The organism is Providencia sp. PROV061, from assembly GCF_011045655.1.
Lineage (GTDB): Bacteria > Pseudomonadota > Gammaproteobacteria > Enterobacterales > Enterobacteriaceae > Providencia > Providencia hangzhouensis.
Window position 1 is genome coordinate 3,786,783 of record NZ_CP042861.1, and the last position, 25,144, is coordinate 3,811,926.

The following is a 25,144-nucleotide window of genomic DNA, read 5'->3' on the forward strand; positions in this document are numbered from 1 at the left end:
ATTTATACCTCTTTTTCTTCACCCTAAACAATTGTTATGTTATAACATAACCAATATTTGTAAATTAAGAATGGCTGAGGGGTTATGACAGTATCAACTGAATTACGTTGTTCATCTTTACCGGATGCGCAAAATGAAAATGATATTTATAGCAATATCAAGCTAGACTGGGTCGGTATGACAGGGATTGCTTTACCTATTGAGATAGCGGGTCGTCCAATCAACGCACTTGTTGATGTCGGTACTGATTTACAAGGACAGAAAGGAATACACATGTCCCGGCTGTATCAAACCTTAGATGGACTCACACAGCATGAACTAACCCCCAATTTGATTCAACAGGCTCTAGAGCAGATTTTAATATCCCATAGCCATGTATCATCGAAGTCATCTCTTCGACTTTATGGCGATATTTTATTATCTCGCCCTTCTTTAGTTTCTCACCAGCATGGATGGAAAGCATATCCATTTGAAATAAATGCAAATTTCAACAAATCATTTATTATCTGTTTAAAAGTTGGGGTTCCTTATTCATCGACATGTCCTAGTGCCACGGCACTCAGTACCCAAGTGATTCAACAACAATTTGCTATTGAATTTGAGGACGAGACACAACCATTATATCCCACTCAAGTTTTCAACTGGCTAGCTAAAAATGGGTTACCCGCTACACCACATAGCCAACGCAGCTGGGCATGGGTAACCATAGCGTTGAAAGCTAGTCATAAAATATTTCCCATCATTGAATTAATTAATCAAATTGAAAACGTGCTTTCAACACCTGTACAAACTGTTGTTAAACGTAATGATGAACAAGCTTTCGCTATCGCAAATGCCCAAAACCTGATGTTTTGTGAAGATGCAGCGAGAAAACTAGTCATGGCTTTTCGTCATCAATGTCACTATGACGAAGTGAACATTAATATAGAGCATCAAGAAAGTTTACATGCACATAATGCAGTTGTTCACACGCACTGGAAACGGAGTACTCATGCTGCGTAAAAATCCATCAGGACACTCCCCTGTTATTTCAGAAAAAGCCTATATCGACCCTACCGCAATTATTTGTGGCAAAGTCATTGTTGAAGATTACGTGTATATCGGCCCATATGCAGTCATCCGAGCTGATGAGCTCAATGAAGAGGGGGATATGTCACCGATAGTAATAGGCCCACATTCAAATATTCAAGATGGTGTTGTTATCCATTCTAAAAGTGGGGCTGGAGTACAAATTGGCTCACATACTTCAATAGCACATCGTGCCATTGTCCATGGCCCTTGTAATATTGCTACACGAGTATTTATTGGTTTTAATAGCGTTCTATTTAATTGCAAAATTGGGGAAAACTGTGTTGTTCGCTATAACGCTGTTGTTGATGGTTTAACGCTACCCCCTGCTTTATATATTCCATCCTGCGTACATGTAAATGCCCACAGTGATTTATCTCAGTTTAAGCAAGTTGACCGCGCCTCTTTGCAATTTTCAGAAGAAGTTGCCGCAACTAATGTGCAGTTAGTCGAAGGTTATCGCCGCTTACGTAATGAGTTTTAACTCAATAACCCACTAAAATAAGGGCAGAGTTCACTTTCGCTGTCTCTGCCCTTTCAAAATATATTTAATTAACAATTAATCACGATGAGATAGCCGCGCTTCAGCGTTAGCCAGTTTCTCATCTTCCGCTAAGCACACCGCTGCAGTAAATAACACGTCAGTTGAAGAGTTAAGCGCCGTTTCTGCTGAATCCTGTAATACGCCAATCATCACACCAACCGCGACCACTTGCATCGCAATTTCATTTGAAATACCGAACATGTTACAAGCTAATGGGATCAGTAATAGTGAACCGCCGGCAACGCCTGATGCGCCACATGCACACACCGCAGCAACCACACTTAATAACAGTGCCGTTGGGATATCAACTGGAATACCTAGAGTATGTACAGCGGCTAACGTCAGTACTGTAATCGTTACCGCTGCACCAGCCATATTAATGGTTGCACCTAATGGGATAGAAACAGAGTAAGTATCTTCATGTAGATTCATGCGACGACACATCCCCATATTCACAGGGATATTTGCTGCTGAACTACGTGTAAAGAATGCTGTTACCCCGCTTTCACGTAAGCAAGCGAGAACTAATGGGTATGGGTTACGTTTCATTTTCCAGTAAACAATCAATGGGTTAACAATGAAAGCAACAATCAGCATACAGCCAATCAATACTGCGAGAACGTGAATATAGCCTTTTAAAGTTGCAAAGCCTGTCGTTGCGATAGTGGAAGCAACCAAGCCAAAAATCCCTAAAGGCGCTAAACGGATCACAACCCGTACCAGTTGTGTTACTGCATTAGAAAAGTCATGAACTAAAGTTTTTGTGGTTTCATTTGCATGGCGCAGTGCAATACCCAGCCCGATCGCCCACGCTAAAATACCAATATAATTGCCCTTAATCAGTGCATCGATAGGGTTCGCAAATATATTGATTAGCAAGCCTTTTAACACTTCAGCAATATTACCCGGTGGATTTAGCTGTGTATCACCTACCGCTAAGACTAAATTTGACGGGAACAGGAAAGAACCAATAACGGCGACAACCGCGGCAAAAAATGTTCCTAAAATATACAACACCAGTATAGGTTTGATATTGGTTTTTTGCCCTTGGCGGTGGTTAGCAATGGATGACATTACTAACACCCAAACCAGTACAGGAGCAACAGCTTTTAACGCACTAACGAATAAATCCCCTAACAACCCGACATTTTTTGCAGCAGATGGCCATAACCATGCAAGCAAAATACCCGCTATCAAGCCAACCAGTATCTGTTTGACTAGACTACCTTGGCTAATAACTCGCCATAACCCTGTTTTATTTGTATCCATAATAGACCTATATTATTTATCTTTATTAGGAATTAAATGTGTTTGCACAGCAAGTATAAGGAATAATAGTCGCCTGAAAAGGCAATTATTCAAAATATACACAATGATTGACTTTGTTTAACAAACATTTTACATAACTGTGATCTCAATAGAGTTTTGTTTCTTATAGTAGAATGGGATGAACAAAATGGTTGAGCGTTTTCAGGGGGTTAAAAAAAATCCCCTGCTTTTTACAGCAGAGGATTTAAAAATAAAAAAGATAAATTAACTTTTTGCTTCGTTGCGTTTATTAACAATTGCATTAATGATTAACGTCACGACTAAAATTGACGCAATCACACCCAACGAAATCGGTGTTGGGATATGGAAAATATCAATCAATAGCATTTTTATACCGATAAAGCTTAAAATTACCGCTAAACCGTATTTTAGCATTGAGAACTTTTCAGCAACCCCTGACAACAAGAAATACATGGCACGTAGGCCTAAAATTGCAAATAAATTCGATGTTAAAACAATGAATGGGTCAGTCGTCACCGCAAAAATAGCGGGTATACTGTCCACCGCAAATATCACGTCACTAATTTCAACTAAAATCAGCACTAAAATAAGTGGGGTCGCAAATAGGACGCCATTACGTTTAATAAAGAATTTTTCACCATGTAATTCATCCGTCATACGTAAATGAGAACGAACCCATTTTACTAGCGGTTTATCCGTTATTGGCGAGTCATCTTCTTTGGCAAAAGCCATTTTCAAACCAGTAAATAGCAAGAACAAGCCAAATACATACAAAATCCAGCTAAATTGTGTGACTAACCAACTACCTGCAAAAATCATAATCGTACGAAGTACGATAGCGCCTAATACTCCATAAACCAACACACGACGCTGTAAAGTTGCAGGAATGGCAAAATAACTAAATAACATCAACCAAACGAATACGTTATCAACAGCTAATGCTTTTTCTAATAAATAACCCGTTAAGAACGCCATGGTTTGGCTATCAGCAAACTCACGCCCTACGTTCTCATTAAGATACCACCAAAAACCCGCTGCAAAGAGAAGCGAAAGCGTTACCCACACGATACTCCAAGCCGCAGCTTGTTTCATCGACATTGCTTGGCCTTTGTGTTTCCCTTGCCAGAACAAATCAATGAGTAACATAAGTAAAATAATAACGGCAAAACTACCCCATAAAATCGGGTTACCAACTGAGTGCATTTTCCTTTCCCTTAAAAAACAAAAAACGGCTGATATCCAGAAGACATCAGCCGCTTAAAATTCGTTAACCACAAGCTATTTCTTTTGGTTGTAAATTATGAGCAAACCCCGCCTTCTGGCAAGGTCTCACTTACAACACAAATAACCTAAAAATAGGGAACTGTGGTGCTCGGCTACCGGGTGTAATGTGTACACCGTAATGACGATAAACCGACAAGAAGAAGTTACTCCCCTTTGCTATGGCGATAAGATACGGTAAATAGTCTTAAAATGCAATAATTAGCCTTTATTGTTTTATCGTTATTTTTTTACATTAAAAGATAAATTAACAAGTATATTTCGCATACTCTCGGTAAAAAGCGGGTTAAACGCCATTTTTAAGCACTTTACATCGTTCCATGCCGCGCAATAAATCGTAAAAATCGGCCAAAACTTAAATGAATTCTAAAAATAAGCTTAAAATTTACTGTTTAGTTATTTTCTGTTTTGTTAAAGTGAGCGTGCTTTACACTAACAGCCTGAGGAAACACTACTTTCACTTTGGCATTCACTTAATCCATTTCTCCCTGCCCAACAACAAGTTTGTTGCTGTTATTGCCGTTTAGGAAACATTAATGGAATTAGTTAAAGAACTTTTTTTCGCCCTTTGGCACCAAGATTATGTCACCCTATCTAACCCATCGTTAGTGTGGTCGATTTACTTCATGCTGTTCGCTATCTTGTTTCTTGAAAACGGGGTGTTGCCTGCAGCGTTTTTACCTGGCGATAGCTTATTGATTTTAGTTGGTGTTCTCATCGCTAAAGGCACATTAAGTTATCCGCTCACTATTGTAATTTTAACCGCTGGCGCCAGTTTAGGCTGTTGGGTTGGTTATATACAAGGGCGATGGCTGGGGAACACACGAATAGTTAAAGGCTGGCTTGAGCACTTACCTGAACACTACCACCAACGCGCTTATGGCTTGTTCCACCGTCATGGCCTCGCTGCCTTGTTAATTGGTCGTTTTTTAGCTTTTGTCAGAACACTACTTCCAACAATAGCAGGGCTAGCTGGCTTGCAAAACGGTCGTTTCCAAGTATTCAATTGGTTAAGTGGCCTACTGTGGGTGTTAATTTTGACTGCAATTGGTTATGGCTTTGGTAAAAGCCCGATTTTCCTACAATATGAACATCATATTATGAACATTTTGATGTTGATCCCTGTAGGGCTACTGATCCTTGGCTTAATTGGTAGCATTGCTGTTGTCGTTAAGAAAAAATTCTCAAATAAAAAAGCGAATTAATTCTCCATGCGGGAACTCTCAGTTCTCGCATTTTCATTTTTACTTAATTTTACGTCTTAGTATCCCCACTCCCCGCAATTAAATTAACTAACTGATATTTATGGCATTTCTATAAATACTGTTTTTTACATTTTTTCTTAACCCCTAATTTATTATTGAATAACTCATTGCACTTAATGCAAAAACAGTTATTGTTAATACAGTGATGTTTCTTTTCTATTGATAGGAGGTTCTATATGTCATCAAATCATTCATCAGAAGACCTACGCGCAGAACTAAAAGCGTTAGCAGATTCTCTTGAAGCCGTATTGAATGATACAGGCGAGAAGTCGAAAGAAGAGATTGAAAGCTTGAAATCCAAAGCGAAAGATGTACTTTACTCATCTCGCGCTAAACTCGGTCAAACCACCGAAAGGATCACTGAGCAAACTAAAGAAATTGCGGGCCGTGCAGACAACTATGTCAAAGAAAACCCATGGACTGGTATCGGTATCGGTGCTGCTGTTGGTGTGGTTCTTGGCGTACTTCTCGCGAAACGTTAATTGCTTATGGAACAAAATCAACAACGTCAGGGCCCCGGTAAAGGGGTCCTTGAAATACTGCAACGCATTGCCAGTATTACCGTTAATATTGTTGAAACTCGCCTTCAACTCATTGCCGTTGAGCTCGAAGAAGAGAAAGTTAATTTTATCCAGTTGTTATTGTTAGTTGGACTAGCGCTTCTTTTTACTGCTTTTGGCCTAATGTGTTTAATTGGTCTTATTTTTTGGTCTGTTGACCCTGTTTATCGTTATCAAGCACTTGCTATAACAACAGGGTGCTTAGTCCTACTCGCCATTACCTTTGCTATTTGGGCTCTTAAAAAAGCAAAGCAGTCTACCTTATTGAGCTCCACACGGGAGCAATTAAGCCAAGACGCGAATGCATTAGCAGGTAAAGATAATGACCAGAAATAAACGCCAATTACTTGCCGCAAAAAAACAACGGTTACTCAACAGAATTGAGCAGCAACGGAGCGACCTTGCTGCAAGTTCTGAAGATTGGCTACGAGTGACCGCTCCTTATGACCGTACATGGAAAACCTTCGTTACCTTCCGTCCTTTATTTATTGCGGCTACAGGCCTGCTTTCGATTTATTCACTGAAAAAACCCAAACGCATACTTCAATTAGGGAAAAAAGCCTTCACAATGTGGGGTATAGCAAGGACAATTCAAAGTACGATCAATGCAGGAAAGAAGTAATTTCAATTAAAATCAATATGCTAAATTAAGCCTCTTCACTTTAGCTAGCTCCCCTTCATCACCATTCAATTTTTTTGACTATCTTTGTTAATAAGCTTTGCTTTTTATTGAATAAGCAAATGACTATTATAAGCCCATCAAATGTTTTCTTACCTATTTGTGCTGAAAACAACATTACAAAGCGACACATATCGCAAATACTTTATATTTAATGGCTTATTAGTCTGGAGAATCTTAATGAAAAATTTAGAAAATGGTGCGGTATTGTTAGCTCGTATTATGATGCCAATTCTGTTCATTGTTGCTGGGTATGGAAAACTGGGAGATGCATACGCAGGAACACAACAATACATGCAAGCAATGGGTGTTCCAGGCTTTTTATTACCTTTAACCATTTTATTAGAACTTGGTGGCGGTTTAGCCATTCTATTTGGTTTCTTAACACGAACTGTAGCCCTATTTACTGCAGGCTTTACCGTATTAACGGCACTACTGTTCCATATCGACTTTAGCGTTGCACCAAATAGTTTAATGTTTATGAAGAACTTTACTATCGCAGGCGGTTTCTTACTATTAGCAGTAACCGGCCCAGGGAAATTTAGTATTGACCATTTATTAAATAAAAAATGGTAATTCCGATTTCATTATCACCCTTATTACCTTATTGACTTTATTTGTTTGTCCAACTTATACCTCCCTTGGGAGGTATTTTTTTATTTAAATCTTTTGAATCGCTACCAGCAAACCCTACTCGTAAACTCTAAATAGTTTAAGTTGTAGGTAGGCGACAAATTAGTCGAGCGGTTTTATCTTTTCAGCCACGGTTAACTTCTAAATAATTCGTGCTACAACTGAGCTATGACTGAGATAGTTTTACTCTTTTGAATCGCTACCAGCAAACCTTACTCGTAAACTCTAAATAGTTTGAGTTGTAGGTAGGCGGCAAATTGAGTCATCCCGTGAGCATACATAAGTATGTGACTCGGGTGACTCAATGAAGCCAACACCCCTACGGCTCAAAATATAACGAGTTTACACTCTAAATAATTTGGGGATTTCTCGGAGACACCACGACTTAGCCTCCCCCATACTATCCCGCCGCCACGCCATAATAATATTCGTCTCATGGCTAAACTCTGCGCCAACCACCTTTAAACGCCCTTCGCGAATATCTTGTTCAACCATTGGGTACGGCATCGTCGCAACACCAAGGCCGGCCAACAAGGCTCTGTGTTTATCCTCAATCGTTGACACCGTCAATCGTTGTTGTTTATCCAACAACTGCACCGTGATCACAGGCCGCTCACGAGCGGTATCAGCCACTGCAATTCCACGGTATTTCACTCGAGTCGCATCAGATAACGGCTCAGGTTCTTGGTGAATGGGATGATCCGGGCTCGCTACATAAATATGATTAACGGTATATAACGATTTAGAGTTAATTTCTGAAGAGGATCGAAAATGCATATCAGGAGCAATGACTATATCCGCTTTACCGCTTTCAAGACGTTCCCATGCTCCCGCCAATACTTCAGTAATTAACGATAACTGTGTTTCTGATTTTTCCGCCAATCGTTCCACCAGCGGAAAAAGTGAATGAACAGGAACTAAAGCCTCACACACGATGGTTAAATGCGTTTCCCATCCTTTTGCAAGCGCTTCCGCATCAGATGTTAGCTTATCAGCGGCTTCAAGTAGGATCCTTCCTCTATCAAGTAGCATCATCCTACCGACATTGGTAAACTTAGTTCTATGCCCTGAACGGTCAAATAAAATGACATCGAGCTCTTCTTCTAATTTTTGCATGGTATAACTCAGCGCAGATGGGACTCGCCCCAACTCTTCAGCGGCTGCAGCAAAACTACCACGGCGGTCGATTGCATCCATAACCCTTAATGACTCAAGCGTTAATGCTCTCTCTTTACTCATGAAGTTTCTCTTTCAGGAAATTTGAACAAAGGAAACAGATTAACTGGCTAACAATTCAACGTCCAGCTATTTATTATAACAATAGATTATTAACTTATTTATTTTCAATGAGGGTTAACCATTATGATGACATTAAGACCCGCTAACCATTGCGGAAAAGCTGATTATGGTTGGCTACAAGCGCGTTATTCCTTTTCATTCGGCCATTATTTTGACCCAGACTTTATGGGTTTTAAAACTCTCAGAGTGCTGAACCAAGAAGTTATCGCACCACAAAATGCACTACAGCCAAGAACCTATCCACATGTCGATATCTTAAATATCATCCTAAAAGGGCATGCAGAATATCGAGATAGCCTAGGTAACACCATCCAAGCAGATGAAGGTGAGTGTGTGCGTTTTTCACCGCGCCCAGACCTAAGCTACAGCGAACAAAATGTGTGCCCAAAAACACCGTTGACACGTTTACAGCTCTGGCTAAATGCTTGCCCACAGCAAGAATCTTTGCCTTTGCAAAAAATAGCCATTAGTGAAAATGAGAACAAACTTATCGCATCTCCTGACGGGGAAAGTCAAAGCATTCAGTTACGTCAACAAATTTGGATCACCCAAATTCATTTGGCAACTAATGAGTCAACAGCGATCACGCTAAAAGGAAAAAACTCATTCCTTCAGTCTATACATGGTGGAGCGACATTGCGTACACCAAAAGGCGAGCAGTTAGAAATGAATTGCAATGATGGGGCTTTTATCCAAGACGACAATCAAGTCATCATTAGTGCAAATAAACCGTTTAGAGGGCTATTAATCGATCTTGGAGAGCAAAGCTAGCCCTTTTCCTGCTATAGCAGAGTGAATTTTGCGAACGGATTCGCAAATTTTATGATTTACATATCCTACATATTGACATGCTTGTGTTAGAGTCCTGCCATTAGCGAGCAAAAAACAAGTCATTTTCTTGCTCAAATGCTTTTTCGTTTTGATTTTAAAGGTGTTTCCGTGGCTCTATTCACTCAACAGCGACATAATCAAATTTTTGCTCAAATTCTCAATGAGGTAGTGCCTCAAGACGAGTTAGCCAAAAATTTCTCCGTTTCTACTCGAACTATTCGTTCTGATATCAATGAAATCAATGAATTGATACAGCCATATAGTGCTCATATTGTATATGAGCGAGGTCGCGGTTACCGACTAAAAATTGAAGACGAAGCCCTATTTGCTACCTTTACTCAACAAAGTGATGAAGACAATCAGATTCCTCGCACTAGCAAAGAGCGCATTGATGCCCTGCTATTAAAACTCTTGATGTTATCACTCCCCGTAAAACTTGATGATATCGCTGAAGAGTGGTTTATCAGCCGTGGCACTTTACAGCAAGATATGGGCGCGGTGAGAGAACAGCTTCATAAATACCAAATTGCATTAGAAAGTATCCCTCATCAAGGCATTCGTTTGAACGGTAGCGAGTGGGCAGTTCGAGCTTGTATGACCGAAACTTTATGGCGCCGCTATTCCGCACAGATAACCCCTGATTTAACCACTTTCCGCCCTGATTGCCTTGATAATTTAGACCTGACATATATCGATAAAGTTTTACATAACAGTATGAATCGCTTTGATATTCGGATTAGCAACGAAGGGCATTTATACCTAGTTTTTAATTGTGCGGTGACTATTTTGCGTATCACTCGTGGTCATGAACTCACCACCTCCGTCAAAAATGATGACAGTGAAGAAGTGATCCGCAAAGCCTGTGATGAAATATCCAAAGGTTTAATCTACTTTCTTGGCAATGACCTTTCAGGGGCAGAACTTAGCTATTTACATGACCAAATTGTTGCCCAACGCATTAGTAACCAAGACTCTAGCACGCAAAAAAGTGGTACTCATAATGAGCTGTGTGAATATATTTTAAATTATATTAATGAGTTATATAATTATGACTTACGGAGCGATGAAAAACTCAAAAAAGATCTCAATACTCATCTTGCATCGCTGATCACCCGTTTGCAGTATCATATTTCCACACCAAACCCGCTATTATCTGATATCAAACAATATTACCCGTTCGCCTATGATGTCACACTGAGCGCGTTAACCAGTGCAAGTAAGCAATTACTCCCCCACCCAATCAGTGAAGATGAACTAGGTTACCTTGCGGTTCATATTGGAGTCAGCCTCGAACGTAACTATGGCGCTGGCTCCATTCGCCAAACAGAAGTACTGGTAGTTACTGATGCAGGGAACTCCACGTTTCGCGTGGTTGAATCTAAAATCATGCGTGAATTTCCACAGCTCAAATTTAGCCGAGGGTTAACGTTACAAGAGTATGAATCCTTGGATGAAGTCTCTGAAGATTTCGTGATTACCACTGTACGAATTTCAGAGAAAAATAAGCCTGTTATTAAAATTGCACCGTTCCCAACACCCTATCAGCTAGAGCAAGTTGGCCGCCTCGCCATGGTTGACCAAACTCGCCCTTATATCATCGAGCGCTTTTTTGATGAACGGTTCTTCATGGTAATTAATGAAAAAATTAGCCAAGAAGAGCTCTTTCAAATGGTTTGCAATAAATTGCAGCAAGAAGGCTACGTCACACCTGATTTCTACCCTTCACTACAAGAGCGTGAATCAATTGTTTCCACCTTGCTCGGGGAAGGTATCGCATTGCCTCACTCTTTAGGGCTACTTGCCAATAAAACAGTGGTTGCAACCGTTGTCGCCCCGAAAGGCATTGAGTGGAATAAAGAAACCAAAGAAAATGCTTATGTCATTTTCTTATTAGCTATCAGTAAAACAGACTATGAAGAAGCAATGGCTATTTATGACCTTTTCGTTACCTTTGTAAAAGAAAAGACAACACGTCGCTTAGTGAGTGTCAAAAATTTCAATGAGTTCCAAGTAATAGCTAAAGATAGCTTAGCGCGTATCCTCTAACTTGGTAGCAATTTCCACTTTGTAGTGGAAAAGTGGAAGTTGCTGACTTTTACGTGATCCTAACCACAACTCTTATAAATATTTTCCTATCCTAAACTGTCTATTTTACGGCCAAAGTGACTAAATGGAAGCGAGTACAACCCACGCAACATCATTTCCATTTATAGCTTCCACTTCCCTTTCCAGTTCCTTTTTTTGTTTCCATTTTTTAATTAAAAAAATAGTCAATTGATAAATAACATATTTTATCCAAAGTATTGTTATTTACATCTTGTTTAGATAGTTGACTGATATCAATTTTTCCACTTATCTTCCAAATAGAGCAAAAAACATACCAAAGATACATTTATTAATTTCCAAACAATTTCCACTTATAAGTGGAAATTTCCTGCCTGCAAAAATGAACAAGAACAGACTAAGGTATTAAGCATGAAGGAACAGAGTAGTCTAACTTGCAATATTACTTTGGATTTTAAATAGTTATGAGTGAATCAGTTGTCGTTTTTAAAATGTTAGAACATAACCTTGATATTGATGAGGTGACACAAAAACTGCTAGCAGTGATTACTGACTGGCTCAAGCAGGAGGACTGCTACACCACAGATGTACAACAACAGATGTTGGAGTCTCATTTACGTGCCATGGTCGGTAGAGCAAAAACGGGTGAAGCCTTACCAGAAGTCGATATCAGCTTATTCGATGAAATTTCTGAACATTCGATAGTGCTCGCACAGCGGGTTGTTGACACACTTCCTGGATTAGCACCTGAAGAGACTTATTTACTCTCTGTTCACTTTGAAGTCGCACGTTCAAATGATTAATTACTAATTTGGTAGGATTTGGAGAATATTTTATGAAACAGATAGTTGTTGTTATCGGTGACCGTTTAGGTAAAGGCCAAAAAGTAGCTGCCGGTGTTGAAGCTGCGGGTGGTAAAGCGGTTGTTGTTCCGGGGGTCGCTGCTGATATGAAACTCGGTGATGTCATGAACGCAGAACAAGCCGATTTAGGCATCTCATTTTGTGGTAGTGGTGGCGCTGGCGCAATTACCGCTCAAACTAAATATGGCTATAAAGCTCGCTATGGGATGCGCTCTATTGAAGAGGGAGAAACCGCGATTGCAGACGGTTGCAATGTATTAGGTTTCGGTTTTATGGACAAGGAAGAATTAGGCGAGCGCTTGGTAAAAGCATTCAATAAAAAATACGGCAACGCTTAATGAAAAAATCTATCGAAACGGTTGTACGGGTTACAGGGCAAGGCGACACTAAGCAAAAAGCAATAGCTGACGCCTTAAATTCAATTCAAAAAACCGTACTGAAGAACAGCACAGATATCATCCTACGGATAGAACCAAAGGATGTTGAAGTGATTAGTGCTCACTCTCATTCGCGGACAGAAAAATTTCTTTTTCTCTTTTTGCCACGCAAACGTGAACATTTTCGTGTTGTACTCGACGTTTCGCTGGATGTCACTTTACTTTCTGTCAACGAAATACCATTTACAGAACAATAATAGCAATCAGGTCTGGAGTTAATTCCATGAGTGAAACTGCATCTTTTTTAGAAATATTGGGCATGTCCCTGATCATCGGTGGGCTCTGCGGCTTTGGCTTAGGCGCAGGGGCTGCGCGTATGTTCCACGCACCAACCGTACAAGGTATGGGGGCATTCCGTACATTGGGTGAGCTGAACGCTTGTGAAGGCGACCCAGCGTCTCATTTTTCTTTCGGCTTAGGGTTCTTCTTTAACGCATGGGCATCGTCAGTTGCTGCTGGGGCATTTACACAAGATGTTGATCACCGCATCATCCCAAACTGGGGCGCGGCTGCACTATTAACCAAAAACCGTAGTGTCGCTGACACACTGCATAACCCGAAAAAAATGGCTATCGCTTGTGCCATCATTGGGGCATTAGTTGTCGCCTTCTTAAACACAACCGCTTCCGCAGTTCCTGCTGCACTACAAACGACAGCCATTAACGTACTAGTGCCTGCCGCAAACTTGTTAGTTAATACCGTGATGCCAGTCATCTTCTGGTTAGCCGCCATGGATGCAGGGCGTCGTTCAGGTTTCTGGGCAACATTATTTGGTGGTTGTGCTCAGCTAATCATGGGGAATGCTATCCCTGGTTTAGTTTTAGGTATCTTGATTGGTAAAGGCGTTGATGACAACGGCTGGAACCGTATCACTCGTACAATGATGATAACAGTGGTTCTCCTGTTCGTTCTCAGCGGCTTCTTCCGTGAATTCGACCTAAAGATGATCACCTCTTTCAACCTAGATAAACCATTGTGGCTTGAATACGTCCACGGTCTGCTGAGCGGGAAATAATCATGACAACAGAAATTAACAAACAAGATTTTTGGTACGCAGAATGGTCCTTCCCGATTTTTGTTGGGTTGCTTTCCGCAGGGATCTTCGCAGGTACCCACATGTATGTCGTCTACGGTTTTGGGGCATTTAACGAAGTGGCTTTCGTCGCCATGTTACGTGCAGGGTTAGATACCGGGGTTTATGGCGCAGTCGCAGCATTTGGTGCAAGTTTCTTATTTGCTAGGATCATCGAAGGTTCATTGGTCGGTATTTTAGATATCGGTGGTGCACTGCAAACCGGTATTGGCCTCGGTGTTCCCGCCTTATTTTTAGCCGCTGGTTGGGATTTTTTAGTCACTAACTTCTGGATGTCGTTACTAACTGGCTTATTCCTTGGCGTATTAATCGGCTTACTGATTGTATTTGCACGTAAATTCACGATTGCTCAGGCTAACTCAACCTTTGGTGCTGACGTCATGATGGGTGCGGGTAATACCTCTGGCCGTTTCTTAGGTCCATTAATTATTTTAGCTGCGATGGCCGCATCCATTCCAATCGGAATTGGCTCTTTAATTGGCGCATTGATTTTCTATGTATGGCAAAAACCCGTTGCCGGTGGCGCCATTTTAGGTGCTATGTTGTTCGGTTATTTCTTCCCAATCGTCGCTTAACCAACACTCTCCCGGGGCATATGCTCCGGGTTACTGAATAACATAAGTTAAAAACAGACTCGAAATAGTTCAAAGAGTAGCGGAAGTGCTGCCAACAACGCTGCGGTTGACATCATTTAGAATACGCACTTAGGCATACTCTAAATAATTCAAATTGCAGCTAGGCGGCAAACGACGATATCCCTAGGAGCATACAAAAGTATGTGACTAGGGTAGCGGAAGTGCTGCCAACAACGCTGTGGTTGACATCATTTAGAATACGCACTTAGGTATACTCTAAATAATTCAAATTGCAGCTAGGCGGCAAACGACGATATCCCTAGGAGCATACAAAAGTATGTGACTAGGGTAGCGGAAGTGCTGCCAACAACGCTGCGGTTGACATCATTTAGAATACGCACTTAGGTATACTCTAAATAATTCAAATTGCAGCTAGGCGGCAAACGACGATATCCCTAGGAGCATACAAAAGTATGTGACTAGGGTAGCGGAAGTGCTGCCAACAACGCTGCGGTTTGAAGTATGACGAGTATCGAGTATAGAGAGGACAACTATGTACACTTTAATCATCAAACAAGGTAAGCGTATCGATGGCTCGATTATCGACATTCTTATTAAAGATGGAAAAATCGAAGCGGCAGGCCCTGAATTAGCGAATAATCAGCAAGCCGAAAAAGTCATTGACCTACAAGGAAAAACTTATGTCAGTGCTGGGTGGATTGACTCTCATGCTCATTGCTTTGTTGAGTCACCTATTTACTTCGATGACCCTGATTTAGCAGGAGCCGCTGGCGGAGTTACCTCACTGGTTGATGCAGGTAGTGTCGGTGCTGATGATATTGATAAATTTTATCAGCTCACCCAGAAATCAAAAACGAATGTCTTTTCTCTGTTAAATATTTCACGTATTGGCATCATTGCGCAAAATGAATTGTCGGATATGAACAACATCAATGAAGCCTGCTTTCAAGACGCTATCGAGCGCCACTCCGGCTTTGTTGTTGGTATGAAAGCCCGTATGAGTAAAAGCGTGGTTGGTGAAAATGGCATTACCCCACTGATTAAAGCTAAAGAAATGCAGAAAAAACACCATCTTCCACTCATGGTGCATATTGGCAACAACCCGCCGGATATTGATGAAGTCGCTGATTTACTGACGCGCGGCGATATCATCACTCACTGCTTTAATGGCAAACCCAATAAGATTTTAGGCGAAGATGGCTACCTAAAACCATCAATTGCTCGCGCACTCGCACGGGGTGTCATATTAGATGTTGGTCATGGCGGTGAAAGCTTTAGCTTTAAAGTTGCAGAGCAAGCGATGCGCATTGGCACTTACCCTGACATCATCAGTTCCGATATTTACCACCGCAACCGCGTTAATGGCCCTGTTTATAGCCTCGCTTTTGTGATGACCAAATTTCTGTGTATGGGCTTTAGTGCGGAACAAGTGCTTCGCTGCGTTACCGAAAAAGCCGCCAACTTCTTATCGTTACCCGCAAAAGGCTATTTAAGGCCGGGCTTTGACGCCGACATAACCCTTTTTGACCTTAAAGAAGAGCAAACAGAGCTCACGGATGCAGAAGGCGAACACCGTATAGGCACTCACCGCTTCGTACCATTGGCTGCTATCGTCGGTGGAAAACACATTATTCATGCACAAGGTGAATCAGAACATGCAATCGATTTATGATAAATATCAGTTAAAACACGTTATTAATGCCTCTGGCCGCATGACAATTCTGGGTGTTTCAACGCCAACTCCAGAAGTTGTTGAACGTGTTGCTTATGGATTAAATAATTATTTTGAAATTAAAGACTTAGTTAATAAAACTGGCGAATATATTGCTAATCTATTAAATGTTGAAGCTGCGATGGTTGTGTCTTGTGCCTCTGCTGGTATTGCACAAGCTGTTGCAGCGGTGATTGTACAAGATGATGATGATTTACTGCTCAATTTGCATTCATCCGACAAAGTTGTTCCACGTGAAATTATTTTACCTAAAGGCCATAACGTTAATTTTGGTGCCCCTGTGGACACAATGGTAAGCTTAGGTGGCGGTAAAGTAGTCGAAGCGGGTTTTGCTAATGAGTGCAGTGCCGCCCAGTTAGCAGCAAAAATCACCCCCAATACAGCCGCTATTTTGTACATCAAATCACACCATACCGTGCAAAAAAGCATGTTAACCGTGGAACAAGCCGCCAAAGTGGCTCATGACCACCAGCTCCCCCTGATCGTTGATGCCGCAGCAGAAGAAGAACTTACCGCTTACTACCAAGCCGGTGGCGATATTGTGATTTACAGCGGAGCAAAAGCAATCGAAGGCCCAACAAGCGGTCTGGTTATCGGTAAAAAACAATATATTGAGTGGGTAAAACGCCAAAGCCAAGGTATTGGCCGTGCGATGAAAGTAGGTAAAGAAGGTATTTTGGGGCTCACACTCGCTATCGAACAGTACCTGACTGCTACCAAAGAAACAGGCGCAGAGATGGTTAATCGAATGAGTCAATTCATCAGTGATTTAAATGCCATTAAAGGTATCTCTGCTCGAGTCGTCTGGGATGGTGCAGGACGTGATATTGCCCGTACCGAAATTAGCTTTGATGAAAAAATGATAGGCAAAACCACTTACCAAATCATGGCTGAGCTAAAACAGGGCGATACCGCGATTTACTTCCGTGAGTACAAAGCCAACGAAGGAAAAGTAGAGGCTGACATTCGCAGTGTTAGCACTGAACAACTTGATGTTATTTCTAAGAATATTCGTTTGTTAGTAGAAGGAATTTAAGATGAAATTGTCACCGAATTTTTATCGTGACCGTGTCTGTTTAAACGTACTGGCAGGCAGCCATCAAAATGCAAAAGATATCTATGCCGCAGCAGAAACCTTTGTTGTTGTTGGTGTTTTATCTAAAAATTACCCTGACTTAGAAAGTGCAATTGCTGATATGCGCATTTATGCACAAGAAACCGATAATGCATTATCAGTTGGTCTCGGCGCTGGCGACCCAAATCAGTCAACCATGGTGTCGTTAATTGCAAAAGAAGTTCAACCACAACACGTTAACCAAGTATTCACTGGTGCACCAATTAGCCGTGCACTATTAGGCCAAAACGAAACCTTCGTGAATGCGCTCATATCACCAACAGGCACGGTAGGTATGGTGAAAATTTCTACAGGCCCACTAAGCTCTCAAGCGCCAGATGGCATTGTTCCGGTTGAAACTGCCATTATGATGCTTAAAGACATGGGTGCTGACTCAGTTAAATTCTTTAATATGAAAGGATTAACATATATTGAAGAATATAAAGCCATTGCCAAAGCTTGCGCTGACTTTGATTTTTCTTTAGAGCCTACAGGCGGCATTGATTTAGATAACTTTGCTGAAATTTTGCAAATTGCCCTTGATGCAGGCGTGAAAAAAATCATTCCTCATATTTATAGTTCCATCATTGATAAAGAAACGGGCAACACTCGCCCAGAAGATGTACGTCAATTATTGCAGATGGTTAAGCAAGCGGTTAATTGATGTGGTAGTAAGCAGTAAGTGAGAAAATAAATATAAGCGAGTAAATAAGTATAAATAAGCAGTACAAAATCTGTCATCATGACAAAACAACAAGTTGCCCCGCTCATCATCTGTAGCGGGGCTTTTTATTGTGCATCAATGACCTATCATTCTTGCATTTGGTATAATATGAAACCAATAATTATCAGGTACTGGGCTATCCCAAACGCCAAAATACATAGCAATACCAATAATAATAAATAAAACTGCTAAGGTTAGAATTGCCATCATCCAACCCGATAAGCGAAATTGACGTTTTTTTGTTGGCACTTGCAATGAAAAATCCAACGTTGATGCAACAGGGCAAGACTCAACGCAAGTCATACATCCCGTACATTCCACCGTTCTTACAGTAATTAACTTATCGACAGGTATCCGTGATGGGCAGTTCTTGGCACATTTTCCGCAATCAATACAACTTTCCACATTTCGCCGAATTTTAAATGGCGAAAATAACGAAAAAATGCCTAACAAAGCGCCATAAGGACACAAATAACGGCACCAAGCATTACGAATAAACAAGCTTGCTATCACTAAAATGACCACAGTAGTAAGCGCAAACAAGCTAATATAACGAAAAAAATCCAACATTTTTACGTCAATAATGATCCCATAAGGCGACATCATAAAATATTGGATCATCTGCGCAGACATGGAAAATGCAATATAAAGAAAGAAACCTAATAACAAATATTTTAGGCCTCTTAAAGGGATATCGAGCCATTTAGGTAAGCTAATTTGGTTTTGATAACGAAAGACTTTTTTCCCTAACTTACCAGTGTACTCTGATATTGTGCCAATCGGGCACATCCATGAACAAAATGCTTTTTTGAACAGTAAGCTAATCACAATAAAAGAGACTAATAAAAACATTGAGGCCGCATGAATTGGCGGAAAACTCCCCGTTTCCAAGGTATATTTTAAATTCATTAACCCCGCAATCGGCAGCCAACCTTCAATTCCACCAGGGCGAGGAAGGTGAATTGTCGCCCCTCCAGTTTCGTAATATCGTACCCAGTAATAGAAGGTAACTCCAATATAAATATTGATCGCCAATAGCGTAAACTGTACAAATTTACGCCATGTTGATGCATTTCGCCAATCATTCCAAGGGAGTTTTCCCCCAGTTGTACCTGGGCGACGTTGGTACCTTACACGTGATTTCTTTATCATCTACGCACATCTCTTTAACATGCATTATAAATACCACTATTGTAATTACATATTCACATAGCGTATTGATTTGCATCAGAGCGTGACGATATTGATGATTTCAGAAAAACGAGGTGACAAGATTAGCTTGCGGCAATAAACAGCTCTAAATAGTTCAGCTTGTAGGTAGGCGGCAAGGGAGGATATCTCTAGGAGCATACATAAGTATGTGACTAGAGTAGCCGAGAGCAGCCAACACCCCTACAAGTTGAAATATGACGAGTAATAAAAAAGGCTATAGCAATAAAAGTGCTATAGCCTTTTTTATTTGTCTGTGGAGTTGGCCGATAAGCCGGGTTCTGTCATGGACAACCATTCATCTAGGCCAGCACTTGCGCACTGGCTCCAGCAACCTACCCGAGTTCAATGCGGGCCGCACCATATGAACCCCTATTTGGTCTTGCTCCGGGTGGAGTTTACCGTGCCACGAACTGTTGCCAGTCGCGCGGTGCGCTCTTACCGCACCCTTTCACCCTTACCTGATCCTGTAAACAGGCCATCGGCGGTTTGCTCTCTGTTGCACTAGTCGTAGGCTCGCGCCTCCCAGACGTTATCTGGCACCCTGCCCTATGGAGCCCGGACTTTCCTCCCCTCTACCCGTCTCCCGAAGGGACTACGATAAAGCAGCGGTTGTCTGGCCAACTCCGCGGCGAATTATAGGCACTTTGTTGTTGCTTGTACAGACTCTAGCGTGGGCAATTTACCACTTATATCAATCAAATCGTGGTATTTGCCCAAAAATCATTCATCACTTTGATTATCAAGCATCAACTTATACAACATATTTTTCTTGAGACCATAAATTTCAGCCGTGATTGCAGCCGCCTTTTTAGGGGGTAATTCTTTTTGTAATAAATTTAATGTTCTCACCACTTCAGGGGAAACTGCGGAGTCATCAGCTGGCTTTTTATACCCTTCGACAATCAACACCATTTCGCCACGGTGACGGTTTTCATCTTCTTTTACCCAAGCGAGTAATTCTCCCACTGGGCGGCCTTCAATGGACTCCCACGTTTTCGTAATTTCACGTGCTAAAACAACATGGCGATCCGGCCCCCAGACTTCCACCATATCTGCTAAACTGTCTAACAAACGGTGGGTTGATTCATAGAAAATCAGCGTGCGAGTTTCTTGTTCGAGAGATTGTAAAACATCTTTACGCCCTTTTGTTTTAGCGGGTAAAAAACCTTCATAACAAAAACGGTCTGAGGGTAAACCCGCTGCTGATAACGCGGTAATAGCAGCACAGGCACCCGGTAAAGGTACGACACGAATACCCGCTTCGCGGCAACGATTAACTAGATGATAACCTGGATCATTAATTAAAGGTGTACCCGCATCGGAGACTAATGCGATACTATCACCTTGTTGAAGTCGACTAATTAATTGATCTGCCTTTTGCTGTTCATTATGATCATGCAGAGCAAACAACCGCGCATTTATCGCAAAATTCTGTAATAGAATGCCTGAATGCCGAGTGTCCTCTGCTGCAATAAGGTCAACATGTTTAAGAACATCCAACGCGCGTTGCGTTATATCCCCCATATTACCAATTGGGGTAGGGACAATATACAGCGTGGATGCCATAACCACAGCTTGATTAGGTTGGTTCATTGTTTCATCCGAATAGCCGGTTTAAAATTAAGCAATTGAAAAATACACCATTGGATACAGTATGCGTCCTTCAATTTTTTTGCATTTGAAAAAAGGGTTAATCTGCACAGCAATGCTGTCCACATTTGCACTGTCAGGGTGCCAAATTGTCTCGGAATACTTTCCGTCAACCCAAAAAACGCCTGAGCAAAGCACATCTGATGATGCTAGCCGTTACCAAGCAATCATTGATGCTGCACAAGGTAAGCCTTCAATGGAGGCGATAAGGGCCTACATTAGCCAAGAACCTTTATTAAAAACAGCCGCTGAACGCCAAGCTAATATTGATGGGTTATGGCAGATGTTAACACAGTTAACGCCAGAACAAATTCATGGAATTGGGGCAGATGAAAATATTCTCCAAGGCTGGGTCGATCTTTTAGATATTTATCAAAACAACCGAGACGACACAGATGCTTTACTTGCAGGCTATAACGATTGGAAAATGCGTTACTCGAATAACCCTGGAGTGACGGCAACGCCGACTCTTTTGCAACAAGCCATGATACCTCAAGTGGGCAAAAACCCTAAGATTGCATTGTTTTTACCCATGAGTGGGCAAGGACAAGTATTCGGTCAAGCGATTATGCAAGGCTTTATGGATGCACAAAAAGGCCTGCCTCAAGGGCCCGCTACTCAAACAGCCATAACACCGCCACCAAGTAGTGGAAATGATGTGCTTGACCAAATTTATGAACAAGTTGCAGCAACAACAGGTAATGCTCCCACTTCTAGCGATAGCGACGTAGTGACATCAACTTTGCGTATTGATGCCGCCCCTGTGAATACCCAAAGCGTCAAAGTGTTTGATACCACAAACAAGCAAATGCCTGAGCTTATTGAACAAGCGAAAAATGAAGGTTTCAATCTTATTGTTGGGCCATTATTAAAAAGTGACGTTCAAGTTATTACCCAAATGGGAGCGCCTGTTAGTGTGCTCGCTCTCAATGAGCTTGATGCGAACCAATTACAGCCTCGACCTAATCTTTGCTATTTTTCATTATCGCCAGAAGATGAGGCACAAAATGCTGCCGCTTACATGAAAGCTGAAGGTAAGCAAATGCCATTGGTACTAGTTCCCGCTAATGCTTTCGGTGATAGGATAGCCAAAGCCTTTGCACAAGGGTGGCAAGAAAAAGGCGGCGGGACCGTTTTAATGCAAACCTTTGGGTCTGTCCCTTCTTTAAAAGAGTCGATTAATCGCGGCGCAGGTATCCGTATGACAGGAACGCCTGTGAATACCGGAATACAATCGATAGACTCACAATATGTCGATTCAACTGGTGCGATTGACGGCGTTTATATTGTTGCCACTCGTGATGAGCTGACCTTAATCAAGCCAATGATTGAAATGGCAATTAGTTCTCGTTCTCGCCCTTCGCTTTATGCAAGCTCTCGCAGTAACCAAGCTGGATCTGGCGCAGACTACCGCTTTGAAATGGATGGCGTTAAATTTAGCGAAATCCCTTTACTCGCAGGTGCAAACAATAACTTACGTAAACAAGCCCAACAAAAGCTGAACAATGATTACTCTTTATTCCGCTTATATGCCATGGGTATTGACGCATGGTCTTTAGCCAACAATTACGACAAACTACAGCAATCGGGACAATTTCGTATCAATGGTGCATCAGGAACCTTGAGTACTACACCAAACTGTGTAGTGTTCCGAGAATTACCTTGGTTGCAATTTAAACAAGGCAAAGTGGTTTCCTCACAATAATATCACTGAATACTTCATTTTTTTTCAGACAAGGACGTCATGAGAATTATGCCAAAAGCCATACAATGGTTAACAGGCCGGTACTATGAAAATCAAGTGCTCGCATACCTGAAACAGCAGGGATTAACATTTGTTGAACGTAATGCAAGGAACCGAGGCGGAGAAATCGACCTCATCATGCGAGATAATACAGGTTGGGTATTTGTTGAAGTTCGGTTTCGCAAGAATTGTGATTACGGAGATGCACTTTTATCAGTAAACTGGCACAAACGTCGAAAACTATTAGCTGCTGCCAAATATTGGCTCTCACAAAGACAAGAAAGTTTTGAAACCAGTGCATGCCGTTTTGATATCTGCGCCATCACGGGAAACCAATTTGACTGGATACAAAATGCATTCAACGAAAATGATATTTATTAACAAATGATATAATCAGTTTTATACGCTGATCATGCAGTCAACAAAGCTATAATTCAAATATAATGGCAATATACAAAAATAATTTGAATTATATCGAGGCGACAAAGGAAAAAATCGTGCTAGACCGAATAAAAGTTTGCTTCACTGAAAGTATACAAACTCAAATAGCAGCTGCTGAAGCGCTGCCTGATGCCATTTCAAGAGCCGCGATGATGATGGTTCAATCTCTACTCAATGGCAACAAAATTTTATGTTGTGGTAATGGTGCTTCTGCCGCTACTGCACAACGTTTTGCTGCAAGTATGATCCATCGCTTTGAAACCGAACGCCCTAGCTTACCCGCTTTAGCACTTAATACAGATAATGCAGTGTTAACTGCGATTTCGGGTAGTAAGCAGCCTTCTGAAATTTATGCGAAACAAGTTAGAGCATTAGGGCAACATGGTGATGTTTTGATGGCAATTTCAACCCATGGTAATAGTAGCGATATCATTAAGGCGGTTGAAGCAGCCGTGACTAGAGACATGACAATTGTCGCCCTAACAGGTTATGACGGAGGGGAACTCGCAGGTTTACTTGGCCCCCAAGATGTTGAAATTCGTATTCCATCCCAACGAAGTGTTCGAATTCAAGAAGTCCACCTTCTTACTGTAAATTGTCTATGTGACCTCATAGATAATACTCTTTTCCCACATCAGGACGATTAAGGAGATAAAATGCGATTAATTCCGGTTTTTGCCATAGTCATTAGTACTATTCTATTACAAGGTTGTATTGGTGCTGCTGTAGTCGGTTCCGCTGCTGTTGCAACAAAAAGCGCAACTGACCCTCGTACAGTTGGTCAACAAGTTGACGATGGCACCTTAGAAGCTCGAGTTAGTGGGCAACTGAACAAAGATAAAGAAATTACGGGCAAGGCTCGTATCATTGCAACCGCTTATAAAGGAAATGTTCTGCTAACAGGCCAAAGCCCTGATATGGCTTGGGCTGAACGAGCAAAACAAATAGCCTCTAACGTTGATGGCACCATCGCAGTTTATAATGAAGTCCGTAGTGGTGAGCCTGTTGATTTAGGTACAGCCTCAAAAGATACTTGGTTAACAACCAAAGTTAAATCTAAAATCCTCGCGAGTGATAGCGTTAAATCTGGTAGTGTGAAAGTCATTACTGAAAACGGTGAGGTTTTCTTGCTAGGTGTATTAACAAGGCAAGAAGGAGATGCAGCGGCGAAAATCGCTAGTGAAACAGATGGTGTTCGTCGAGTAACGACTGCTTTCACTTATCTTAATTAATCATAAACAATAATATATTGTTATAAAAACAAAAGCCGTGGGTTAAAAACCATGGCTTTTTTCTTATTCGTTCATCAACTGGTTTATTTTCAGATAATTCTTACCTCCCAATAAGTGCATTTGGTTCAAGATCCAAGCTTGCCTTTTGAGCACATAAGAAGATGGTTTTTTTACACTATATCTATGAGGATTAGGCAAAACCGCAGCTAATAGTGCAGCCTCACTCATTGAAAGCTTGCTAGCAGGCTTATTAAAGAATTTATTTGCAGCCTCTTCGACCCCAAAAATACCATCACCAAACTCTACTATATTAAGATAAACGGTCAGTATTCTTTTCTTTGACCATAAAAGCTCCATAACAGGAGTCATTACTGTCTCTAAGCCTTTTCTTAACCAACTTCTTCCATCCCATAACCACACATTTTTTACTGTCTGCTGTGAGATAGTTGAAGCCCCTCTAATTGTTTGTTTATTACTCAAATTATGTTTGTAAGCTCGCTCAATTGCATCAAGGTCGAACCCCCAATGATGAGGAAAATTTTGATCTTCCGCTGCAATTACTGCTAAATAGATATACGGAGAAATGTGATTTTCATCTACCCATTCAGAATGAGATACATAAGAAAAATTTAAGTTTATCCATGCACTAACTTGCCGTTCAATCATCACTGCAGAAAAAGGCACTGGTATGTATTTAAATAAAATGACTGAACAAATCCACACCACAAGTAATGAAAATGTGATCTTCTTTAACCAGTGCCATAATCTAGAAACAATAGTTCGCATTCAAAT

The 25,144-nt window shown here is 41.3% G+C and carries 27 protein-coding genes and 1 other RNA gene; 21 read left to right on the top strand and 7 right to left on the bottom strand.

Translation table 11 applies throughout. From position 1 onward, the window contains the following. Nucleotides 1–84 precede the first annotated feature (84 nt). Both folE2 and FVA72_RS17455 read left to right on the top strand, forming a co-directional pair. Nucleotides 85–1,002, top strand: a complete 918-nt coding sequence (gene folE2 / locus FVA72_RS17450; RefSeq protein ID WP_110591221.1) for a GTP cyclohydrolase FolE2 — start codon at nucleotides 85–87, stop codon at nucleotides 1,000–1,002. Further along, on the top strand, nucleotides 992–1,552 hold the full coding sequence (locus tag FVA72_RS17455) for a carbonate dehydratase (RefSeq protein WP_004258097.1): 561 nt from the start codon (nucleotides 992–994) through the stop codon (nucleotides 1,550–1,552). The genes folE2 and FVA72_RS17455 overlap by 11 nt, the downstream gene beginning before the upstream one ends. A 75-nt stretch (nucleotides 1,553–1,627) precedes the next feature. Here the strand turns inward: FVA72_RS17455 and sstT are convergent, their stop codons facing one another. After that, nucleotides 1,628–2,881, bottom strand: coding sequence for a serine/threonine transporter SstT (sstT, locus tag FVA72_RS17460; protein ID WP_004258100.1), 1,254 nt, complete (start codon nucleotides 2,879–2,881; stop codon nucleotides 1,628–1,630). A gap of 264 nt (nucleotides 2,882–3,145) precedes the next feature. After that, on the bottom strand, nucleotides 3,146–4,105 hold the full coding sequence (locus FVA72_RS17465) for a TerC family protein (RefSeq protein WP_004258103.1): 960 nt from the start codon (nucleotides 4,103–4,105) through the stop codon (nucleotides 3,146–3,148). 614 nt (nucleotides 4,106–4,719) lie between these two features. On the opposite strand from FVA72_RS17465, the gene FVA72_RS17470 reads away from it, so the two are divergent. The 5 genes from FVA72_RS17470 to FVA72_RS17490 all read left to right on the top strand — a co-directional run bounded on the left by FVA72_RS17470 (nucleotide 4,720) and on the right by FVA72_RS17490 (nucleotide 7,263). After that, nucleotides 4,720–5,388 (top strand): DedA family protein, encoded by a 669-nt coding sequence (locus FVA72_RS17470; protein ID WP_004258110.1) that lies wholly within the window; start codon nucleotides 4,720–4,722, stop codon nucleotides 5,386–5,388. A 236-nt stretch (nucleotides 5,389–5,624) separates the two neighbouring features. Further along, nucleotides 5,625–5,930: a DUF883 family protein gene (locus tag FVA72_RS17475; protein ID WP_004258145.1), complete on the top strand. Its 306-nt coding sequence runs from the start codon at nucleotides 5,625–5,627 to the stop codon at nucleotides 5,928–5,930. A 6-nt stretch (nucleotides 5,931–5,936) separates the two neighbouring features. Continuing rightward, nucleotides 5,937–6,344, top strand: coding sequence for a phage holin family protein (locus FVA72_RS17480; RefSeq protein ID WP_004258148.1), 408 nt, complete (start codon nucleotides 5,937–5,939; stop codon nucleotides 6,342–6,344). Beyond that, nucleotides 6,331–6,630 carry a YqjK-like family protein gene (locus FVA72_RS17485; protein ID WP_004258151.1) on the top strand — a complete coding sequence of 100 codons (300 nt, stop codon included), beginning with the start codon at nucleotides 6,331–6,333 and terminating at the stop codon, nucleotides 6,628–6,630. The genes FVA72_RS17480 and FVA72_RS17485 overlap by 14 nt, the downstream gene beginning before the upstream one ends. 237 nt (nucleotides 6,631–6,867) lie before the next feature. Further along, the gene (locus tag FVA72_RS17490; protein WP_004258158.1) at nucleotides 6,868–7,263 is read left to right on the top strand and encodes a DoxX family protein; all 396 of its coding nucleotides are present in this window, start codon (nucleotides 6,868–6,870) and stop codon (nucleotides 7,261–7,263) included. Between the two features lie 399 nt (nucleotides 7,264–7,662). On the opposite strand, the gene FVA72_RS17495 is transcribed toward FVA72_RS17490, so the two are convergent. Beyond that, nucleotides 7,663–8,559: a LysR family transcriptional regulator gene (locus FVA72_RS17495; protein ID WP_137019284.1), complete on the bottom strand. Its 897-nt coding sequence runs from the start codon at nucleotides 8,557–8,559 to the stop codon at nucleotides 7,663–7,665. Nucleotides 8,560–8,682: 123 nt separating this feature from the next. Here FVA72_RS17495 and FVA72_RS17500 point away from each other — a divergent pair, with 123 nt between their 5' ends. From FVA72_RS17500 to dagF, 10 genes are all read left to right on the top strand, one after another. Beyond that, a complete protein-coding gene (locus FVA72_RS17500) occupies nucleotides 8,683–9,390 on the top strand; it encodes a pirin family protein (protein ID WP_004258163.1) in 708 nt (235 codons plus the stop codon). 135 nt (nucleotides 9,391–9,525) lie between these two features. Continuing rightward, nucleotides 9,526–11,496 (top strand): BglG family transcription antiterminator, encoded by a 1,971-nt coding sequence (locus FVA72_RS17505; protein WP_004258168.1) that lies wholly within the window; start codon nucleotides 9,526–9,528, stop codon nucleotides 11,494–11,496. A gap of 482 nt (nucleotides 11,497–11,978) precedes the next feature. After that, the gene (locus FVA72_RS17510) at nucleotides 11,979–12,317 is read left to right on the top strand and encodes a transcriptional antiterminator (RefSeq protein ID WP_004258172.1); all 339 of its coding nucleotides are present in this window, start codon (nucleotides 11,979–11,981) and stop codon (nucleotides 12,315–12,317) included. A gap of 32 nt (nucleotides 12,318–12,349) precedes the next feature. Further along, complete coding sequence (locus FVA72_RS17515; protein ID WP_004258177.1) at nucleotides 12,350–12,715, top strand: SFCGS family glycine-rich protein; 366 nt, start codon at nucleotides 12,350–12,352, stop codon at nucleotides 12,713–12,715. Then, complete coding sequence (locus tag FVA72_RS17520; RefSeq protein WP_004258180.1) at nucleotides 12,715–13,011, top strand: DUF4312 family protein; 297 nt, start codon at nucleotides 12,715–12,717, stop codon at nucleotides 13,009–13,011. Before FVA72_RS17515 ends, FVA72_RS17520 begins: the two co-directional genes overlap by 1 nt. A gap of 26 nt (nucleotides 13,012–13,037) precedes the next feature. After that, nucleotides 13,038–13,829 (top strand): DUF4311 domain-containing protein, encoded by a 792-nt coding sequence (locus FVA72_RS17525; protein ID WP_004258184.1) that lies wholly within the window; start codon nucleotides 13,038–13,040, stop codon nucleotides 13,827–13,829. A gap of 2 nt (nucleotides 13,830–13,831) precedes the next feature. Then, a complete protein-coding gene (locus FVA72_RS17530; protein WP_004258187.1) occupies nucleotides 13,832–14,482 on the top strand; it encodes a DUF4310 family protein in 651 nt (216 codons plus the stop codon). 553 nt (nucleotides 14,483–15,035) lie between these two features. Next, nucleotides 15,036–16,175 (top strand): amidohydrolase/deacetylase family metallohydrolase, encoded by a 1,140-nt coding sequence (locus FVA72_RS17535; protein WP_110591220.1) that lies wholly within the window; start codon nucleotides 15,036–15,038, stop codon nucleotides 16,173–16,175. Next, on the top strand, nucleotides 16,159–17,271 hold the full coding sequence (locus FVA72_RS17540) for a DgaE family pyridoxal phosphate-dependent ammonia lyase (protein ID WP_094961525.1): 1,113 nt from the start codon (nucleotides 16,159–16,161) through the stop codon (nucleotides 17,269–17,271). The genes FVA72_RS17535 and FVA72_RS17540 overlap by 17 nt, the downstream gene beginning before the upstream one ends. 1 nt (nucleotide 17,272) lies before the next feature. Continuing rightward, nucleotides 17,273–18,013: a 2-dehydro-3-deoxy-phosphogluconate aldolase gene (gene dagF / locus FVA72_RS17545; protein ID WP_004258199.1), complete on the top strand. Its 741-nt coding sequence runs from the start codon at nucleotides 17,273–17,275 to the stop codon at nucleotides 18,011–18,013. Between the two features lie 135 nt (nucleotides 18,014–18,148). Here the strand turns inward: dagF and FVA72_RS17550 are convergent, their stop codons facing one another. From FVA72_RS17550 to rsmI, 3 genes are all read right to left on the bottom strand, one after another. After that, nucleotides 18,149–19,225, bottom strand: coding sequence for a 4Fe-4S binding protein (locus FVA72_RS17550; RefSeq protein ID WP_110591219.1), 1,077 nt, complete (start codon nucleotides 19,223–19,225; stop codon nucleotides 18,149–18,151). A gap of 311 nt (nucleotides 19,226–19,536) precedes the next feature. Then, an RNA gene (gene rnpB, locus FVA72_RS17555) (RNase P RNA component class A) lies at nucleotides 19,537–19,910 on the bottom strand. Nucleotides 19,911–20,005: 95 nt separating this feature from the next. Further along, complete coding sequence (gene rsmI, locus FVA72_RS17560) at nucleotides 20,006–20,878, bottom strand: 16S rRNA (cytidine(1402)-2'-O)-methyltransferase (RefSeq protein WP_004258206.1); 873 nt, start codon at nucleotides 20,876–20,878, stop codon at nucleotides 20,006–20,008. 61 nt (nucleotides 20,879–20,939) lie between these two features. Between rsmI and FVA72_RS17565 the strand changes: the two genes are divergently transcribed. The 4 genes from FVA72_RS17565 (at nucleotide 20,940) to dolP (ending at nucleotide 24,352) form a co-directional block, all read left to right on the top strand. Next, nucleotides 20,940–22,640, top strand: coding sequence for a penicillin-binding protein activator (locus tag FVA72_RS17565; RefSeq protein ID WP_110591218.1), 1,701 nt, complete (start codon nucleotides 20,940–20,942; stop codon nucleotides 22,638–22,640). 39 nt (nucleotides 22,641–22,679) lie between these two features. After that, nucleotides 22,680–23,060: a YraN family protein gene (locus FVA72_RS17570; RefSeq protein ID WP_110591217.1), complete on the top strand. Its 381-nt coding sequence runs from the start codon at nucleotides 22,680–22,682 to the stop codon at nucleotides 23,058–23,060. Between the two features lie 116 nt (nucleotides 23,061–23,176). Then, nucleotides 23,177–23,767, top strand: a complete 591-nt coding sequence (gene diaA, locus FVA72_RS17575) for a DnaA initiator-associating protein DiaA (protein ID WP_004908326.1) — start codon at nucleotides 23,177–23,179, stop codon at nucleotides 23,765–23,767. A gap of 9 nt (nucleotides 23,768–23,776) precedes the next feature. Continuing rightward, entirely contained in the window at nucleotides 23,777–24,352 is a 576-nt protein-coding gene (gene dolP / locus FVA72_RS17580; RefSeq protein WP_004258215.1) for a division/outer membrane stress-associated lipid-binding lipoprotein, read from the top strand. 63 nt (nucleotides 24,353–24,415) lie between these two features. Here dolP and mtgA read toward each other — a convergent pair whose 3' ends face one another. Continuing rightward, complete coding sequence (mtgA, locus tag FVA72_RS17585) at nucleotides 24,416–25,138, bottom strand: monofunctional biosynthetic peptidoglycan transglycosylase (RefSeq protein ID WP_110591216.1); 723 nt, start codon at nucleotides 25,136–25,138, stop codon at nucleotides 24,416–24,418. Nucleotides 25,139–25,144 lie beyond the last annotated feature (6 nt).